Here is a 17617-nt window from a genome sequence, read left to right as displayed (position 1 = left end):
CATGAACATATGAAGGGACTGCCATACATTGGCAAACATTGGTTTCTTTAAACCAAAATGAGTCGATTGCTTCAGTTACTCGAGTTATCTAGACAACATCAGAACTATCAGGCCATGGATATTCGGCCCGAATCTCAGCGAAACGAGAAAATCCATTGACTTTTGCCGCTTCTGCCGCCTCTGCATTGCCAAGCAGTCGTTCCCGGTTCGACTCGGAGAAGTGGCGGTCGGAGCCCTTTAATGGATCGGCATAAGCGATCAGCCGCAATGCTTCAATCTCCTCTCGAGTCGATGCAGGCCGCTTTTTCTGTTCTGCAGCATATGGGTAACCAGCAGCACTGACTAGAATCCGAGCCCCTTCGGCCTGCTTTGTCATCAGATCAAGGTAGGCCCCCATGGATATTTCAACAGCATCAGTAGGGATGGCGGTTCCGTGGACGCGCTCGCTATAAAACCCACCCGTTTTAGGACTGTATTTCATTTGCTCTCCTAGTAGCCTACGGCGAGATATTGAATATAAGAGTTCGGCAAAGACATGGTGGCGGCTATATCTTGACGATTTGCGAAAAAACCTGTCTGAGTTACCAGCCGCGTTTGCGCGACACAGCCGTCATTTACGCGCACGTCGTTGTACCCAAAGCTCGAAATTACGTTAAATACAGCAGTCGGAAAGGCGAGAGGGAAGGTCACTGAATACTCCCTGTCAGCAGTCGGCGTAGCAACACTTCCCCACTGGATCACCAATCCGCCAAGCCATGAAGGGAAAACCACATAACCATTTGTGGCCAGACTAATGGCAAAACCCCAGCGGAGTTTTTTCGGCGTAATAAACCTGTTATCGGCCGCACCTGCATCAGTTTCGGCCTGAGAAGCGACAGTGCCGGTATGCATGAGTTCGCCCCATGTACCGAGAGATCCGTTTCCCCTCCGAAAAAAAGCACGGTCACTGCTTCGGGAATAATACTGTTGGCTAACAAGACCAGAACCACCACGACGAATATCAATGAAACCCGCCTCAGGTATCGGCAGACCAATAGTCGTCGCATCGACCTGATATAGACCTGTTGCTGTAGTTGAATCAGCCACGGTCGTAAGCAAAGGTACTGAGTTAGAACCTAAACCGTACTTGGCCATTGCTTGAGCAGCGCCAAGCGGATTCAATGCCTTGGTTGCATTCAGACCCGCCTCGGCTTCGGCTTGCGTCGCAAACTGAACGATACCGGTGCGAGCCACTGTGGCGGTACGCGCCGATAGCCCAGCGGGAGTAACAGCCCGCTCGATATCAGCTCCAGACTGAGTTTCTGCATCAGTGGCCAATTCGACAACTCCACGACCAGTCGTCGAAGCTGCCGGTGGAGCCGCCGGGATCGCTGATGCAATCTTTGTCGTTATCGCAGCAAGAAGCTGTGCGTTGTTACTTTCATCCGGAACCAATCCTCCGGATGTAATCACGTTCAAAACTTCTTCCGTGACAGCATTCCCCCCACTGAGCCGGTATCAAGGATCCCGGTGCACCGGTCACCGGGTTCTCATCGACAAACTTGCCATTGACCAAACCTACACTGGGCACTCTTTTTGGATAATCCATTTTTTACTCCTTAGTCATAATTGATGTGTACCTGCGCATGAGCCGGTGCGCTGCGATGGATCAGGCACTCCAGGGCAGAGCCTGGGTTCATGCCAAAGCGTTCGCCCCAATAGCTGGCGCCAAAACGGCGGCCAAGAGAGAGGCGTCCGCCGGTGTTAAGCGTCCACATGAACTGCACTTGCCAGGTGCCGAAATGCGTCAGGCCAAACCGCGAACGTCCCATCCGGGGAGCCCGATGCTCGGTCATGGTCGCGTCGGGGTACCCTTGGCTGCGTGCAATATTGATAAAATACGCCGCCGTCTGGCTGCCCACCGCCAACAACCGCCGACGCACCGCCAACCGGCGATCGTCATACAGCGGCGTAGCCCCGAGGCACGGATCCGGCAAATTCATCACCCGCTCCCAATCCGGCACCAGCTCACTCACCCCCGCCGGATCCATCTCATTGAGCAGATCGGCGGCACGGGCGTCGAGGCGGGCCAGTTCCTCGGCGATGCCTTGCAGCACCTCATCCAGTTCCGGCACGCGCTCCGGGTCCCACGCCGGCCCGCTGGGTAGCAGGCTGCGCAGTTGGGCCTGGTACTGTTCGGCGGTTCTTATTCCAGCCATGTGCAGCCTCCGAACGTCAGCAACTGGTTGCTGGCGGCGGCGACGTCGGCCACCGGTGCGCTGAGTTTGTGGTCGGTTTCGCCGGTGGCGCTGCTGATGGCTTCGGCGATATGACTCAGCAGCAGCGTTTCGCCGAGACCGGCTTCGCGGTTATGCAGGTCGCGCAGTTGGGCCTCGATGGCGGCCCGCACGGCGCTGGTGTCCGGCGTGATGCGCAGCCGGTAGTTCACCGGTACCTGCGTCGGCGCCAGCACATGCAATTCGGCGGTCACCGGGCGCAACGGTTCGATATACGCTCGCACCTCCTCCAATTGCTCGGCGTTGGGGATCGGCTGCAGATCTTCGTCGCGCATCACGAACAGGCCGACGGTTCCCGGGCCCAGGTAACTGCCACGACACCACGCGCGGGTAATGCCGGCGCATTCCAGGGCCCAGGTCTCATAGTCCTGGGCCGAACCGCCATGGGGAATGATGCGATAGGAGCGGATCACCCTCGCCCGCAGCGACTCAAGGCTTTCCCGGGCGACACCTCCGGTCACGCCAGGCGCCAGCACGGTGAAGCTGCTGCCGATACCTAACACAGGCTGCACGGGCGTCAGCACCAGGCCGGCATTGGCATTGCCCAGGCTGCCAGCGTCCAGCGCGGCGATGGCGGCGGTGTTCAAGCCATTGCTGGTGGTACGGGCGGTGGTCACTTTGTACGTACGGCCATCGCTCGATTGCAGCAGCGTATCGACGTCCAGCACCGCACCGGCCGTGGCGGTGAAGCTGACGTTGCCGCTGGCCACCTGGGCCGCTTTGCGCGCCTGGTTCAGGCGCAGGGCGGCGATGCGTTCCAGGGTGGATTCATCGGCCTTGTCCGGCAGGATCTGCTCGGCGATCCAATCCAGGTAGCCATACAGGCCATAGGCGGCGCCGCCGAGGGTGCGGGCCAGTACTTGGGCATCGGACTGGCGCAGCGAATCGCTGGCCAGGTCGCTTTGGGCGCGCTTGATCAGCACCGGCAGCGAAGGGGTTTCAAACGGCATAGGTCACCTGCCAACTGTGGTCGGGGTTGATGTCCAGGCGCTCGCCATCGGCCAGGGTCAGGACCGTGCGCAGGTTCAGGCGCTGGGCGTCGAGGCGTTCGCTGATGATGTCGATAGCGCTGCAATGCCCGTCGTCGATCAGCCATTGCAGGGCTTCGCGGGCGTAGAACTCAGCGTCGAGTTGGGTCTGGCGAGTCAATTTGACCCGCCGCAACAGCCACAGCCGCGAACCGATGCGGTCGTCGGCGACGGTGGGAAAAGTGTCGCCCCACCAGCCGAAACGCTCCTCGTCATCGACGGCATCGTCGGCGGCGGCGCGGCGCCAGGTGAACAGGCTGATCAGCACCGAGCGGGTCAGCGCGGCGTGCAGGTTCTGGCTGATGAACATCATTGGCCACCCGCCGGCGCGCCGGTCTGTCCGTTGCCGGCCTGTACGCCGACATGCACGTGTTTGATCTGGCTGATGCCGCCGGCGACCTGGTCGCCCTGGGAGACGATCTTGCCGGTGTGGTTGATGACCGGGCTGTCGATGTTCACCGCGCTGCTGGCGCGGATGTTCAGGGTGGCGGTCTGGATGTCGATGACTCGCCCGCGCTTGAAGTGGAGCTTGTCGCCTTCATCGGTGTAGAGCGCCACCTCACCCGGGGCCAAGGCCTGGAGGCGGAAACGGCGGTCGGCGACCACCAGCACCACGGCATGGGAGCGATCGCCCCCGAGAAACGTGGCGATACCTTCGGCGCCGGCCAGCGGGTTGCTGGTGAAACCGTAGGGTTCGAAGTGCTCCATGTCGTCGTTCACTTCGCCTGCGGTAAGGCGCATTTGCAGCGACTGCAACTTGGTGGCCGAGTGGGCGAGCACGACAGTGCCGCGCGCCAGGAGGCGGGTCAGTAGGCTCATTGAGGTTTTCCTTCGGATCGGGTTAACAGACCTGAACATTGTGGGAGCGAGCTTGCTTGCGATAGCGGTCTGACATTCGATACTGATGTTGACTGACACACCGCCATCGCGAGCAAACTCGCTCCCACAGGGGATTTGTGGTGGGCAGAAACTTGGAGGCGATCTCGAAATACTGTGGGAGCGGGCTTGCTCCGGGCGGCGATCCGACGAAGACGGCGGCACCTCCAGCATTGATGCAAGCTGAGCCACCGCTTTCGCGAGCAAGCCCGCTCCCACAAGGGATTGCAGTGAACAGATATCCGGTGCCGGATTCAGGGTTTGGGCGGCACCGGGTTGGCGTCGAAGGTATGTGGCGGCGCGACTTGCAGGGTGGTGACGGAGCCTTGTGCCGACAGCGAGTACGTCACTTTGGATATCAGCATGTCTCCGTCGAACCCCAGCACCGGATCGATCACTCGCACTAAGGCGTTATGCCGCCACAAGTCACCATTGGCCTGGCGCCAGCCCTGCACGCGGTAGGTGGTGGTCAACGCCTTGCCGCTGCGGATGGCGCTCTCCCAATCGGCCCGTTGCTGGGCCAGTTCGAAGGTCAATTGCGCGCTCTCGCTGATCACCGTCACCCGCTTGCGCTTGAAGCTCAAGTCGGTGGCGGTGCCGGAAACTTCACTGACCGCCACCCCGCTCTGCTGGTCGTTGCCCTTGTGCTGGCCGATGACCCGGTATTCGGAGAACACCTGGCTGTAGTCCATCGGTGCGCTGCCCGACAGGATGTTCTTGCCCAGCTCCAACACATCACTCGCCCGCCCACCGCTGCCGGGTTTAGCCAACAGCACGCGCCCGTGGGCATCGTCGGTGGAGAACACGCGGAACAACGTCAACAAACGATCGATGGACTGAAAGACCGTTTCCCCCGGCACGATGCTGTGTTCGCTCAGCCGCGCGGTTTCCGGGATCTCACTGACCACACCCACGCCATATTGCGCCGCCAGGGCCTGGACGATGCTCAGCAGCGTTTGTCCGCGCCATTGCGTCGGGCGGTTGATGGCCGCGCAGTCCACCAGGTCCTGGGTTTTGGAGCTGCCTTCGATGCTCAGGCTGATCTGCCGACCGTCGTAGCTGACCGGTGCCTTGAACACATAGCCGCTGAGAACCAGGTCGGCACCAATGCGCACTTGGCATTCATCCCCCGGACGGATCGGCACCGACTGGGTCTGCCCCGGCCACTGCCACGTGATGTCGAGTTTGAAGGTGCGGAACTGGCGCTCCAGGTCCGCAGTGATTTCCACGCTTTTCCAGCCGCCGTAATCCAGCCCGCCGACGGTCAGCGAGACGGCATTGTCGAGCTCGTTCATGGCTTACTCCCCCGAGACTTTCAAATCGTTGGGCGGCAGGAAACCGGGATGGGCGACGCCGTTACGCTGGGTCACTTCCGTCACCCGTGTGGCATCGGCGAATTGCTGGTACGCCACCACCAGCGCCGGCAGGCTTTGCTTGAATGACAGGTTGATCAACCTCACGCCCGAAGACGCCACCGCCGTCAGGTGCGCAGCCATTTGCTGACGCAGATTGTTCATCGCCTGGTAGTGCTGCGGATCAGCCTTGAGGGAAGCCTGCCAGATCGCATCGTTGAGGGCGTCGCGCAGGGCCAGCACGTCGTCGGCGACCGGCACGTCCCGGCGCTGGACCGGTTGCACGGCCTGTTGCGCCACCGACGGCGTGGCGCCCAACTTGACTGCGGGCGCCGCCACCGGCATCGCCGCAATCCATTGCGCGACCTGCACCAACAGCGTGTCCTGGACCAGATCGGCTACGGCCTGGGCCGCCGCCGTGGTGTCCTTGCCGGTGGTGAGCTTGGGCGCGTCAGCCTTGCGAATGGCCTCCACCTGTTGCGACACGCTGGCAATCACGCCGCGGTAGCCGTCACGGGCGAAGTCCTTCAGTTCGCGGATGTCACCGAGCAGTCCCTTGAATTCGGCCGCCACTTCCTTGGGCAGCTCTTTCACCGCCTTGACCAGATCGCTGAGTTGCCGATAGGTCTCAATCAACGGCTTGAGCTCCTGCTCAATCACCCCGTAGATGTCCTTGAGGCTGTTGCGCAGGTCAGCGATGCCGATCCGTGCAGCCTTGATCAAGGTCATGGCGTCTTCGAAGCGCCGCACCGCCGAACCGAGGAAGCTGTCGGCCGAGACCAGCAGCAGTTTCTGGCTGTTGATCGTGGCCGACGGAAATTGCAGCGGTTGGTCGGGGTAGAACTTCAGGGCGAACGTCACCAGCCCGCCGTCCTGGCGGGTCTGGGTCATGTCGCACTCGCCGACCTTGACTTGCAGGCGGCCCAGCCACGGGTGCACCAGTTCGCCGCTGCCCTGCTCCAAGGCCTTGAGCAGTTTGTCGCGCTGCTCCAGGCAATCGGGGCCAACGATGAACGCGGTCAGCTCATGAATCTTCGCCTGCTGCCCAAGGCCCTCGAAAAAGGGCTGGTCGCGCTGTGGATATTCATGCAGTTGGCCTTTGTGGCCGACCGGGGTTTTCGCCTGGTCGACCCAGAACCCGACGCCACGAAACGACGCCGGCAACAAACGATCACGCCAGCTCATTGGAGCCTCCTGTGGAAAGTGAGCGATAGCCGATGCGCGAACTCACCGCCAGGGCCGGTTGATTGGTCTGGGGCGGATCGGCGCGCAGCCCGGCCGGCGCGTTTTCGAAACGCACGGTCAGGCCGCCTTCGAGTTGCGTGCGGTTGTTGGCGGCGCTCTGTTGCACCAGGTTGCTGGAGGTTTGCGGCAACGCTCCAGGCGCCAGCTCACCCTTGCCTTCGGCGCTGGTGACGCGCTGCGCCTCGGTCAATCCTTCGACCTTGGCGGTGAACGAGGTGATCATCTCGCCGAAGCCGCCGTTGAAAAACGCCTTGATCGGCGCGATCACCGTCTGCAGCTCGCTCCACCACTGGCTGAACCACTCGCCCACCGGCCCCCACTGCTTGGTCAGGCCTTCGATGGGCGACCAGTCGAACAGGCCGCTGAACACCGCCAGCATGATCGACACCTGGTTGCGGATGCCTTCCCAGATGCCGGCGAAGACCTCGCCGATCGTGCCCCAGTTAGCCATGATCAATCCCAGCGGCGTCCAGTCGAACAGGCCTTTGAGGGCGTCCATCACTGGCACGGTCAAGGCTTTGAGCAGATCCCAGATCGCCGCGAACAGCCCTGTCAGGGGCGTCCAGTTGGCAACGATCAAACCCAAGGGTGACCAGGCGAACAGCGTCTGCATGAAACCGATGACCGGCGTTGCCGCCGCCACGATCACATTCCAGAGCGCGCCGAAAAAGCTGCTGATCGGCCCCCAGTTGCTGATCACCTGCCCCATCGGGGTGTAGGCGAACATCGTCTTGAAGAACTCGACCATCGGCAACACGATCGGCGCGAGCCGTTGCCAGAGCCCGGCAAAGAATGCCGAGATCGGCGTCCAATGGGCGATGATCATCCCGGCCGCCAAGGCGATGCCCATGGCAATCAAGCTGATGGGGTTCATTTTCATCGCCAGGCTGACCACTTCCATGGCCTGGCTCGCACCGCTGACCGCGGTCTGCATCGCGTTGAACGCGACAACGCCCGTCGCCAGGCCCTGGACCAGTTGCGGATTGTCCTGCAGCACCTGGGCCACGCTGCTGATCATCGGCTGCAAACCGACCGCCACCGCGTTGACCGCAGGCCCCAGCGCCGAACCGAATTGCACCGACACGTTGCTGATGGAAGTCTTCAATCCATCCAGATTCTGTGCCGCTACACGAGGCGCTTCAGACGCCTGGACGGCATTGGCCGCCACGCTCGCTGCGCCCGCTTCGTCCTTGAAGGCCAGCGCCGACTTGAGCCCGTCCATGAACGGTTGGGCCAGGCCACCGCTGGGCAGCAGACCGGAGATATCCAGGCTGCCCAACCCCGTGGCATCAAGGTTCTGCTTGAAACCCGCGACCTTTGCACGAAGGCTCGCGAGCTTGGGTGACAGCTCGTCGATGCCCGTCAGCAGCACCGCTTTTTTCTCTACCTTTTCTGTGTCTGCCATCACTGCACCTGCTGCATCGCATTGATCCGTTGCGCGTGCTCCAACGATTCACGGAGCACGTCCAGTGGCCTGGCCATCATCTGTTCGGGGTCAACCTTCCAGAACCAGGCCAGGTCATAGGCGGCGGCGATCAGGTCGCCGATGGTTGCGACGCCGCACTCATGAAAAAACTCGCGACGGCCCAGCTCAAGGCATTGAGGTCAGCCAGGTCCAACTGGTTGACCGACGACGGCGGGATGCCGGCGCACACCGCGATGTATTTGGCCGCGACGTCCATGTCCAGGCTCACCTCCTCGCTCTTGTCGATCTTGTACGGCAGCGCCTTGATCGCCCGGACTTCCTGCACCGTCGGACGGCGCAGGGTCAGCTCGCTCAATGGCTCGCCGTGGGCCTCGATGGCCACGCGCAAGGTCACGACGTCAGTCATTGCCAGGTCCCCTTGATGCCTTCGAATTTCAGCTCGATGGTGGCGTCGTCGCCCTTGGAAACCGGCTCCTCCACCAGGTAGGCGCCGGCCAGCACGTAGACCTTGCCGTTGTTGAATTCGCAGGTGACGGTCATGTCCGTGCCGGCCACCAGTTGCTTGAGCGGGAAGTCCGCGGTGTGCAGCGCCGTCACCTTGAAGGACGGGGCAATGTCGGTTTCCTTGTAGAAACCCGGTACGACGGTTTCGCGTTTGGTGAACATCAGTGGCGCTTCGCAGCCGCCGTTGATGGTCAGTTGAGCGCCGTCCACTTTGACGTAGCAGGTGCCCGCAATCAGTTGACCCATGGTGTTTCTCCCTTCAAATAAAAAGCCCACGCGAGGTGGGCTGAATCAAGCAATTGAGCATCACTGTCAGGCAGCGGCGTCGTATTGCAGGCGGAATTGGTTGAGCAGCGCGAACACCCGCAGGCCGTTGATGTAGTCCGGCGGGAACAGCACGTTGACCCGGCTCGGATCCTGGCTGTCGCGCTCGACCACCAGGTGCTCGGCGAACAGCTCGGCGTTCTCCACATGGCCTTCCAGTTCGAGCTTGGCATACTGGGCGATCAGCTCGCCGCGGATCGTGCTCGGGGTCACGATGGGCTGGCCGGCGCCGAAACGGGTGCCGTCCGAGGCCAGTTTGTGGCGACCGTACTTGCTGGTGATCACGCTTTGCAGGCGGCGAACGATGAACGCCGACTGGTGCAGGGTTTCACTGTCCAGGTAGGAGTTGTCAGCCTGGCCGAAAGCGTTCTTCTGATACGTGGTGATGGAACGCTGGATGCGTACATAGCCACCTTCGTAGTACGCCGTGGCAATGCCGTAGTTGAGCAGCGACTGGCGCTCGGTCAGGGTGAAGCGTTCGCTGGCCGGTGCCGGGTCCAAGCCTGGCAGGCTGCCGCTCTGGGTCGGACGGCTGGCGTCGGCGGAGATGAACACCGCCGTGCGCGCAGCCAACGCAGCGGCCTGGACCCAGAACGGTTGCGGTACGCCCAGCTCCAGCGCCTGGATCGTCATGTGCTGGTCGTTGCGCGCCTGAACGGCGGCGACCAGGGTGCCGAGGGTGCCGCGCTTGGCACTGTAGACATGGCCGAATAACTGCTTGGCCCAGGACCAGCGACCGGTGCTGTCGTCCATGACCGCTTGCCAGGTGTTGAGGCTCGCTACATCGGACCAGGGCATGGCGATGAATTCAAAAGGCTCGTCGCCCAGGGCCGCGACGGCGGCGGTCTGGTCCGGTACACCGGCGCCGCCGGTCATCGCGGTGATGGCGGTGGTCAGCCCCGCCGGGGTGTCTTCGCCATTGCTCTTGCCCAGGCGATTGAATTGCAGGCTGATGTCGTTGCCGCTGTCGCCGGTCCATTTGGCGCTGAGGGTCACAACACCTTCGGCGGCCGCAGCGGTCACCGGCAGGTCGGCGGCAGCGTTGATTTTCAATGCCAGCGCAGTGGCGGCCTGGGCTGCCGTGGCGCCGTTGACGATGGCGGCCTGGACGCGCACACCGCCGACGTACAGGTTGAGCAGGCCGCTTTCAGTCGCGGCGCCGGTGAAGGTCAGCACGCCCTTGGCGATGGAACCCTCGATATTGTGCAGCGGCAGGCACCAGATCTCACCGAGCGGGTCGGTCTTGCGCCAGGTCTCGTACATCGAGGCGAGCATCGAGCCCTGCCCGCCGATGCTCTTGGCCAGCGCGACGCTGGACACCAGCACCAGCTTGCCGACCTCGGCCGGCGCAACGTTGTCGTTGACCTGGGCGACGATCAACCGGCGCATGGCCGACGACGCGCTATTGGCGGCCGAGTTGTCCATTTCGGCGTAGAACAGCGGAACACGAATGTCCGCAGGAATGTTGCTGAATCCGATCGCCATTATTTGGCTCCCTGTGGTTTTGCCGCTTTCACGGCTTTGGTAGTGATATCGCCATCGGCCAGACGTCGACGCCACCAGGCGTTGTCGGGCACTTCACGGCCCTCGAGGGGCAACAGATCGCCCGCTTCCGGGTCCGGTACGGCACGGCCCGGGGCCGGCAGCACGGTGATGCGTTTGCTCATGGGGTTACGTCTCCAGAGAAAGTCAGTTCCACGCGCCCGTCGGGGCCGGGATGTTTCAGATTGGGGTCCGCCGGGTCGATGGCATCGACCCGCACGGTGGCCCCGGTAAAGGACGACAAGCCGTCCAGTTCACGCTCGTGCCAGCTTTCGGCAGGCTGGCTCGCCAGATTGCGGCCCAGCTGGAACTCGGCGGAAAAACGCAGCCGGTACGAGACGCGGCTGCTATTGCCGGAAACCAGTTCGCTGCCGTCGTATTCGATGCCGCTGTACTCGGCGCCCGGCTTGAAACCCACCAGTGCACGCCACAGTTCGGCCCGCAGGTCGTGCAACAGATCCAGCGCTTTTGTCGCGTCAGTGGCGTCTAGCACCAGCACCACATCGAAACGGTCGCGTACCGCTTGCAGCGTGACGTTCTGTGCCGCGTTCTTGCTGGCGATGTCGGCGGTGGGCAGGACATAGGCGCAGGGGGGTTGCAGCGGGGCCTCGGCTTGCAGCGTGGCAAGATCGAAGCCTGCGGCCACGCGGAGGCCGAGCGTGGGGCATTGCTCACGCAACTGCGTGAGGATCGGGGTGATCTTCATGGAGGAATTCCAGTTGTAGAGAAGATGCAGTCGAGGAAGACCTGTGGGAGCGAGCTTGCTCGCGAAAGCGGTGGGTCAGGCAGCATTGATGTTGGATGTGCTGGCGTCTTCGCGAGCAAGCCCGCTCCCACAGGGGGGTGGCGGGGTCAGGCCTTGGTATCCAGGCGGGTCGCATGAATCAAGCAGCGATAGCTTTTTTCCCGGTCGCCACTAGCGGTGACCTTGTCGATCGACCAGCGACCGCGCATGAAATCCGGCCAGGTGGGGTCCAGCAATACGATGCCCTCGGCGGACAGCCCAGGGTTGCCAGGGCACTCGATGTCCACCTTGAGCGCTTCGCGCTCCATCCGGCGCACCTCTCCTTCAGCGGCGGCGCGGGCGTCGTCGGCGCTCTGGAAGCGCTGGCGCAGGGTCTTGAACGGCGCGATGCCGCTCTCCTCGACCTGCAGCTTGCCGGCCGCCGCATCCCACCAACGGGTCTTGCAGCCCTGGTACTTGGCTCGGGCGGTTTCATCAAACTTCGCCGAAATGAAGGCGTGGTCGCCTGGGCGATTGTTGGTCGTCACCGACAGTTTCATCTCGGGCAGAACCTTGCCCGACAGCGACTTCGCCTGGCCGCGCCGGGCCAGCACATACAGCTCGTTGACGGGTTTGGCGACCGCGTCATAACGGTGAGCCAGGCGCGTCAGAAACCCCATGTCGGTTTCGTTGGTCTGGTCGATGTGCTCGATTTTGATCAACGACAGGTCGGGCGCCACCCGGGGGGAAAACCCGTGCCGGGAAGTCAGCTGACGAAACAGCGCTCCCAGGGTCGTCGGGCCATGGCTGACGGATCGGCGTTGCTTGAACCCGGTCTGGTCCGCGGCACTGAACGGCGCCGCCATGGCCGCCAGCACGAGTTGCAGGGGAAACAGGAACGGCGTGCGCCGGGTGATGACGAACTCGCCTTTGTCCACCAGCCCCGACTCCAGATAACCGACCCGCAGGCCAATCTTGCCGCCCAGGCTGGGCAACCCTTCCAGACCGTCCAGGCTGATGGTGAGCGTCAGCTGATCGGACTCGATCCCCGCCGCATCGACATGCTCCCATTTGAGCAGGCGTTCGTTGAGCAGCGCAGCGTTTGCGCCATAAATTTCCACCGCAGGCGTGAAACCCAATGACATGTCGCCTCCTTAATCCCAGGCCGAAACCGGTGGCGATGCCACCGGCTTGAGGTCCACTTCCGGCAGGATCACCCATACGCCCGCGGGCAATACCGGGCTCCATTCCGCCAACCCTGGATTGAGCAGCCAGAGCGCTTCTTCAACGGCGTCGTCACACCGCCCAAGCTCGCGGTACAGCAACAGATTCACCGAGTCACCGGCGATACTTCGAACCCTACGCATTGGCGAACTCCGTCAAAACAACCACCCAGCCGACCACCATCGCCGTACCGTCATCAATGATCTCGGTCTGGGTTTCGGTGACATCATTGATTCGCCACCGGCCCCAGTTGCGGCCAATGCCATCGACCAACGGCAAAGGGATGCGCAGGGCTTGCAGCGCCCGCAACTCATCAAGGCGATCCATGGCGGTTGCGTACATCGATTTGCCGGTGATCGTCAGCCCTTGCAGGCCTTGGCCGACCTGGCTGGACTTGGGTTTGCCGGTGAGGATGTCGAGGTTTTTCCAGCCACCGTCCGACGTATGCACCAGTTGGTGGTACGCAAAATTTCTCGACAGGCCAAAGATGAAACTGCCGAGTGCCATTTGTTGACGCATCACGTACCTCCGTCGGTCAGGGCCGCATCACTGCGCATGGCGAGCGAGTTGGGCATGGTCATCAAGCCGAATTGGCCCGAGAGCTGCTGCACGACCAGGTTCGCCAGTTGACTTGCGCTGGCTTGGTCTTGGCCGTTGATGTAGATATTTGCGGTCATGGTGTTCTGCTGTTGGTTGGCCTGGGCGCTGGTCAATTCTTTCGTCACCGCCTCCGGAGCCTCGAGCCGATCGGAAGGAGACGCCAGTTGCTCACCCAGCCACGAACCGGCCATGCCGCCAACAAAACCGCCGATTGCGGTGCCGATTCCAGGCAGAAGGAACGACCCGATCGCCGCCCCAACGACCGTTCCGGTCATCTGGCCGACGGCACCTCCAACGGCCTTGTCATCGCCGTCGCGCAATCCTTTGTAGGCATCGTATCCGGCACTGACTACCATTAGCGGTGCCGCTGCTTTGCTGACCAGGGGTTGGGCCTTGGCCACGGCTCCCATCAAACGGCTCGCCGTACCGGCAGGCCTGGTCCTGGTCACGCGGGGCGCTCCTTTTTTGCCGCCCATGCCCTTGCGGGTACCGTCATCAGCGTCGGCGATTACATCCCCCACGCTTTCTGGCAGGCGAGCGGCGGTCTGGTCCAGGACCTTTTTGCCCACTCTCGAAAGCCCCTCCGACAACACAGCGTTGCCAAGCAGCGCCACTAGAGATGCGACGGCCGCAACTGCAAGCGCAACGCCCGCTGCGGCCTTCGGCGACGCTTCTGCCAGCGAACTCAAACCGCCCGTCACCGTGTCGAGGGAGGCCGTCAAACCGTCATCCACCGGCATCAGCGCATTGCCAACCGCCGAGGACAGACGCGTCTGATTCGCCTGATGAGCGTTCCATCGTCCTTGTGAGGTCTGGCCAAGCGTTTCGGCGGTTTTGGCAACGGAGCCGTCGTACTTCGGCAACACTCCGTCGGTGGTCCGTTCGGACACCAGCGCAAAGGCCTTTTGGGTGTCTTGCGGTTTTTTCAGCAGCTCAAGAATCGCGGTGTTATCGCCAAACAGAACCTTGGTCAGCGACTGCTGCTCGTCGGCAGGTTTTTTCTTCAGTGCTTCAAGCACCAGGGTGATGGTTCCCGATGCGTCCGTACGCAGACCGTCGGCCACCATCGCCGGATTGAACCTGGGGTCCAGCTCGGTCCAGGCCTGACGCTGCTGCGGTGAGGCTGCATTCCCCTTGGCCAACACCGTGGTGAACACTTTCAAAGCCTCACCGGCGCCAGCCTTGTCCACGCCGCTGTTCAGGAACGCCGCCGCGAGGGCCGCCACCTGCTCCGGGGTCATTCCCGCGCCGATGCCAGCCTCGCCACCACGTTGCATGACCGAGCCAATGTCGGCCGCTTTGACATTCAGGCCACTGTTGCCCAAGTGGTTGGTCGCATCCGCCAGGCTCAGGCTTTGTCCCCGGTCCAGCTCCATCGCCGTGCGCCAGGCCAACAACATCTCGCTGGCAGCCTTGACATCAAGACCGAACGCCGACGCCATGACCGCGCTGTCGCGAGTAAAACTCAGCAACTCGTCCTGTTTCTTGGCTGGGTCGAGGCCACTCCCGATACCTGCTTTCGCCGCTGCCAATTCGACCTGCGCCAGCTGCACCGCTGTCGCCCCGCTGGGTGCCACCTGTTTTTCGCTGGCCATCTTCAGGTTGGCGATCGCCATGCCGGAGAGCTGATCCTTGCTCAGTTTCGCCACCAGATTGAGCTCAACCATCGCCAACTCCAAGGCTATGGAAGATTTGCGTCGATCAGGCGGTACGCTTTGTTCAACCTCGGCCTTTAACTTGGATTTCGGCTCGCTGCTGGACGCCGCCGCCGAACCATTTGCCTTGAGCAGCGATTGCTGCTGTGACAGGGCAACGTTCAGCAATGTCAGCGTTTCTCGCAACTTGACCTGTTCCGACACCAGCAGGCGGATGTCGAGACTGGCCGTGGTCAATGCCAGGTTCAGCCCCGACGTTTCCAATACGCCGCCAATGCTCGCCGCGCCGGACAGCGAAAACGTGTTGTCTGCCATCCTGTTCTACTCCTGTTTCACGCCAAGGCGAGTGATCGCGATGTCGTATCGGCGCAAGGCCTTGCTGGCGTCCCACTCCAGGATTTCCGCTTCACTTACCGAGTAAATGAGCGGCACCACATCGAGGATCACTTCGATGTCGCGCTCCGAAAGAAGTCCGCCGGTTTGTTTAAAAAATCGTCGATGCGTACCTGCAGCTGGGTCCAGTCGGGCACAGTCAGGTGATCGAGGTCGGGGATCATCAGGCCAGTGCAATGGGCGGTGATGAACTCGGCGCGTTCCTTGGCCGTCTTCAGTTTTTTCATCGCCTTGGTGGCACGCAGCACAGGCATTTCCAAGGTCAGCGAGGTCAGGCTGCGGCCCGCCACCTCGAGCGGTTGCAGCAGCGGCACCTCGTCGGGATCGGCCTGCGTGTCATTCAGAAAATACGAAACTGGGCGCGTGGACATTTCGTGCACGTATTGCGCAATGCTCACGTAGTCCGGGCGCTTGAGCTGGTCCAGCTCCTTGGCCGACAGGCCGGTGGCCAGCTTGGCCAATTCGAAGAACTGCTCGTCTTCGTCATCGCCAGCGCGGGCCAGGGCGTCCTTTTGCGCGGCGTAGTACAGCGGCTTGAGTTGCAACCGCTCGATCTGCGAGCCGTCGTCACCGGTGATCGGCGATAGCAGCTCATGGGTAGGAGGCATCCAGGACATGAAATCAATTCCTTGGTGAAGCAGGGTGGACGAGCCACCTGTGGGAGCGGGCTTGCTCGCGAAAGCGGTGTGTCAGTCAACATTGCTGTTGAAGCTGATGGCCTCTTCGCGAGCAAGCCCGCTCCCACAGGGACAGTGTCTAGCCGGCTGGTTTGTTTAAGGCAGCAACACCGCACGACGGGCATCGCCAAGAATGTCGACGCCGTTGAGCACGAACTTCTGGGTGCGCACGTCGATGTCGATCACCGGGACGCCGTTTTCCAGGCGGTTGTAGGTGCGGCAGGACAGCTCGAGGGTCGTGGTGGGCTTCTCGTTCATCTTCAACGCGGCTTCGTCGAGGGATTTCAACTTGCCGCCCACCGTGTGGTAGGTGAACCAGGTGTTGCCGTCCTGATCCTGGCCCGCTTCACGCACGTTCAGCAGAATGTCGTCGCCGACGCTCACGCCCAGGGCCAACATGATTTCCGGCCCGACGCCTTGCAGCACCAGCTTGGCCGTCAGCACCTTGCCGCCCTTGGCCATTTCCTCGCCGATGAAGCGGCCGCCACGCATCTCTTCCATTTCGAATTCGATCTTCGGCGGCGTGAATTCTTCCACGGTCGCCGACAGCGGCAGGCCTTGCAGGGTGGCCGCGATGGCCTGTCTTACGCGGTTGGTAAACATTAGAGAACGTCCTCCAGGAACTGCTCGATGATTTCATCGCGGGCATTGAGTTGATAAATCATGTGTTCGTTCGGCGCGTAGCGGCCGTAGTCGATGACCACGTACCAGGTGCCGTTCTTGTACTTCTCGACGCTGTTCAGTTCCGGATGCAGGTACACGCTGCCGCCAGGGATGGTTTCGTCGGCGACCAGGGTTTGCAGCCAGTCGTTGATGCGCTTGACCTCCTGGTCCATGAACGACTTGGTCAGGTTCTTGGCCATGGCTTTCTGGCCGGCCTTCACCAGCTTGCGGCTGATGGCATCTTCCAGGCCGACGTAGCTGATGAACTTGCCGGTGATGGAGCGGTTGCCCAGCAGCGAGAAGCCGCCGAGGATGGTGCGGGCGTAGTAGCTGACGCCGTAGCGGTTGAGCAGATCGCCTTCGGTGGAGGTGTCGAGGATGTTGTATTCGACGGTGCGCGAAACGTCTTCGGCGAAGGTCACCTGGTTGCCCGGGCTCTCCCACTGCTTGACCTTGGCGAGCGCGGCAATGGCCAGGCTCGACGGGGCCAGGAAGACGTTTTTCTTCGCGGCCTTGGAATACACCGCCGGCATGTTGTGCACCACCAGGCAACGGTCGAAACCGAGGTCGGCGCCGCCCAGTTCCTGGCTATAGGTCACTTGATCAGCGACCGAGGCGTCCTTGCCATCCAGCACCACACGGGCCTTGATGCGCTTGCCGAACGACGCGAACTCTCCGGCCACGGCCTTGGTGCCGGTGAAGCCCGGCGCGCCGATGATGGTCAGGTCTTCCGCCACGCCACTCAATGCGGCCAGGCCCAACTTGCGCCCGGTCTGTGCCTCGATGCCGCCGATCACATTGTTCTGCGTGTCGGCCAGAGTCGCGCCTTCTTCGACGATGACCACATAGACCGGCACCTTGACCACTTTGAGAATCTGGTAGACCGCGTGGAACAACGTCCCCGCCTCGGCACCGGTCGGGTCCAACTGGGCCTGGGTGGTGAAACTGTTGATGCGGAACGGGGTGTTTTTCGGAATCAGCGGGTTGGCATTCGGCGCGGTGCCGACCAACCCGATGACGTTGTCCCCCAGGCCACCCATGGCCTCCGGGGATTCAGTGGCATTGACGGTGATGCCGTTGTGCTCGAAGTTCAAAACCTCAGCCATGG

At 61.9% G+C, this 17617-nt stretch carries 22 protein-coding genes; 1 reads left to right on the top strand and 21 read right to left on the bottom strand.

The features are described 5' to 3' along the window. Positions 1 to 88: 88 nt before the first annotated feature. The 18 genes from AB4N42_RS09575 to AB4N42_RS09490 all read right to left on the bottom strand — a co-directional run bounded on the left by AB4N42_RS09575 (position 89) and on the right by AB4N42_RS09490 (position 14788). On the bottom strand, positions 89 to 481 hold the full coding sequence (locus tag AB4N42_RS09575; RefSeq protein WP_258648182.1) for a hypothetical protein: 393 nt from the start codon (positions 479 to 481) through the stop codon (positions 89 to 91). Positions 482 to 489: 8 nt separating this feature from the next. Continuing rightward, a complete protein-coding gene (locus tag AB4N42_RS09570; RefSeq protein WP_460116380.1) occupies positions 490 to 1452 on the bottom strand; it encodes a gp53-like domain-containing protein in 963 nt (320 codons plus the stop codon). A gap of 146 nt (positions 1453 to 1598) precedes the next feature. Next, positions 1599 to 2198 (bottom strand): YmfQ family protein, encoded by a 600-nt coding sequence (locus AB4N42_RS09565; RefSeq protein WP_258648184.1) that lies wholly within the window; start codon positions 2196 to 2198, stop codon positions 1599 to 1601. Further along, the gene (locus AB4N42_RS09560; protein WP_323154261.1) at positions 2186 to 3226 is read right to left on the bottom strand and encodes a baseplate J/gp47 family protein; all 1041 of its coding nucleotides are present in this window, start codon (positions 3224 to 3226) and stop codon (positions 2186 to 2188) included. The genes AB4N42_RS09565 and AB4N42_RS09560 overlap by 13 nt, the downstream gene beginning before the upstream one ends. Beyond that, on the bottom strand, positions 3216 to 3614 hold the full coding sequence (locus AB4N42_RS09555; RefSeq protein WP_198796372.1) for a phage GP46 family protein: 399 nt from the start codon (positions 3612 to 3614) through the stop codon (positions 3216 to 3218). The genes AB4N42_RS09560 and AB4N42_RS09555 overlap by 11 nt, the downstream gene beginning before the upstream one ends. Beyond that, entirely contained in the window at positions 3614 to 4123 is a 510-nt protein-coding gene (locus AB4N42_RS09550; RefSeq protein WP_198796371.1) for a phage baseplate assembly protein V, read from the bottom strand. Before AB4N42_RS09550 ends, AB4N42_RS09555 begins: the two co-directional genes overlap by 1 nt. A 311-nt stretch (positions 4124 to 4434) precedes the next feature. Further along, the gene (locus AB4N42_RS09545; protein WP_460116129.1) at positions 4435 to 5475 is read right to left on the bottom strand and encodes a phage baseplate assembly protein; all 1041 of its coding nucleotides are present in this window, start codon (positions 5473 to 5475) and stop codon (positions 4435 to 4437) included. Positions 5476 to 5478: 3 nt separating this feature from the next. Then, a complete protein-coding gene (locus AB4N42_RS09540; RefSeq protein ID WP_217860218.1) occupies positions 5479 to 6717 on the bottom strand; it encodes a DNA circularization protein in 1239 nt (412 codons plus the stop codon). Beyond that, positions 6704 to 8182, bottom strand: coding sequence for a phage tail protein (locus AB4N42_RS09535; RefSeq protein ID WP_460116128.1), 1479 nt, complete (start codon positions 8180 to 8182; stop codon positions 6704 to 6706). The genes AB4N42_RS09540 and AB4N42_RS09535 overlap by 14 nt, the downstream gene beginning before the upstream one ends. Positions 8183 to 8312: 130 nt before the next feature. Continuing rightward, a complete protein-coding gene (locus AB4N42_RS09530) occupies positions 8313 to 8609 on the bottom strand; it encodes a phage tail assembly protein (RefSeq protein WP_045155211.1) in 297 nt (98 codons plus the stop codon). Next, on the bottom strand, positions 8606 to 8953 hold the full coding sequence (locus AB4N42_RS09525; protein WP_003198314.1) for a phage tail tube protein: 348 nt from the start codon (positions 8951 to 8953) through the stop codon (positions 8606 to 8608). Before AB4N42_RS09525 ends, AB4N42_RS09530 begins: the two co-directional genes overlap by 4 nt. A 66-nt stretch (positions 8954 to 9019) precedes the next feature. Next, positions 9020 to 10516 carry a phage tail sheath subtilisin-like domain-containing protein gene (locus AB4N42_RS09520; RefSeq protein WP_460116127.1) on the bottom strand — a complete coding sequence of 499 codons (1497 nt, stop codon included), beginning with the start codon at positions 10514 to 10516 and terminating at the stop codon, positions 9020 to 9022. After that, a complete protein-coding gene (locus AB4N42_RS09515) occupies positions 10516 to 10698 on the bottom strand; it encodes a DUF2635 domain-containing protein (protein ID WP_003198311.1) in 183 nt (60 codons plus the stop codon). Before AB4N42_RS09515 ends, AB4N42_RS09520 begins: the two co-directional genes overlap by 1 nt. Further along, the gene (locus AB4N42_RS09510) at positions 10695 to 11279 is read right to left on the bottom strand and encodes a phage tail terminator protein (RefSeq protein WP_217860222.1); all 585 of its coding nucleotides are present in this window, start codon (positions 11277 to 11279) and stop codon (positions 10695 to 10697) included. Before AB4N42_RS09510 ends, AB4N42_RS09515 begins: the two co-directional genes overlap by 4 nt. Positions 11280 to 11425: 146 nt before the next feature. Beyond that, positions 11426 to 12442 (bottom strand): contractile injection system protein, VgrG/Pvc8 family, encoded by a 1017-nt coding sequence (locus AB4N42_RS09505; protein WP_258648191.1) that lies wholly within the window; start codon positions 12440 to 12442, stop codon positions 11426 to 11428. 9 nt (positions 12443 to 12451) lie between these two features. After that, complete coding sequence (locus tag AB4N42_RS09500) at positions 12452 to 12664, bottom strand: tail protein X (protein WP_030139445.1); 213 nt, start codon at positions 12662 to 12664, stop codon at positions 12452 to 12454. Beyond that, positions 12657 to 13040 carry a phage tail protein gene (locus AB4N42_RS09495; RefSeq protein ID WP_258648193.1) on the bottom strand — a complete coding sequence of 128 codons (384 nt, stop codon included), beginning with the start codon at positions 13038 to 13040 and terminating at the stop codon, positions 12657 to 12659. The genes AB4N42_RS09500 and AB4N42_RS09495 overlap by 8 nt, the downstream gene beginning before the upstream one ends. After that, positions 13040 to 14788, bottom strand: a complete 1749-nt coding sequence (locus tag AB4N42_RS09490) for a phage tail tape measure protein (RefSeq protein WP_460116379.1) — start codon at positions 14786 to 14788, stop codon at positions 13040 to 13042. The genes AB4N42_RS09495 and AB4N42_RS09490 overlap by 1 nt, the downstream gene beginning before the upstream one ends. Here AB4N42_RS09490 and AB4N42_RS09485 point away from each other — a divergent pair. After that, complete coding sequence (locus tag AB4N42_RS09485) at positions 14754 to 15197, top strand: hypothetical protein (RefSeq protein ID WP_460116429.1); 444 nt, start codon at positions 14754 to 14756, stop codon at positions 15195 to 15197. The two genes, AB4N42_RS09490 and AB4N42_RS09485, sit on opposite strands and share 35 nt — an antisense overlap. A gap of 22 nt (positions 15198 to 15219) precedes the next feature. Here AB4N42_RS09485 and AB4N42_RS09480 read toward each other — a convergent pair whose 3' ends face one another. The 3 genes from AB4N42_RS09480 to AB4N42_RS09470 form a co-directional block, all read right to left on the bottom strand. Then, positions 15220 to 15786: a phage tail assembly protein gene (locus AB4N42_RS09480; protein ID WP_217860224.1), complete on the bottom strand. Its 567-nt coding sequence runs from the start codon at positions 15784 to 15786 to the stop codon at positions 15220 to 15222. Positions 15787 to 15942: 156 nt separating this feature from the next. Then, complete coding sequence (locus AB4N42_RS09475) at positions 15943 to 16449, bottom strand: phage major tail tube protein (protein ID WP_030139449.1); 507 nt, start codon at positions 16447 to 16449, stop codon at positions 15943 to 15945. Beyond that, complete coding sequence (locus tag AB4N42_RS09470) at positions 16449 to 17615, bottom strand: phage tail sheath protein (protein WP_039594427.1); 1167 nt, start codon at positions 17613 to 17615, stop codon at positions 16449 to 16451. The genes AB4N42_RS09475 and AB4N42_RS09470 overlap by 1 nt, the downstream gene beginning before the upstream one ends. Between the last annotated feature and the right edge of the window lie 2 nt (positions 17616 to 17617).

This window comes from Pseudomonas sp. H2_D02 (genome assembly GCF_054677635.1).
This window is presented reverse-complemented; position numbering and strand designations above follow the sequence as displayed.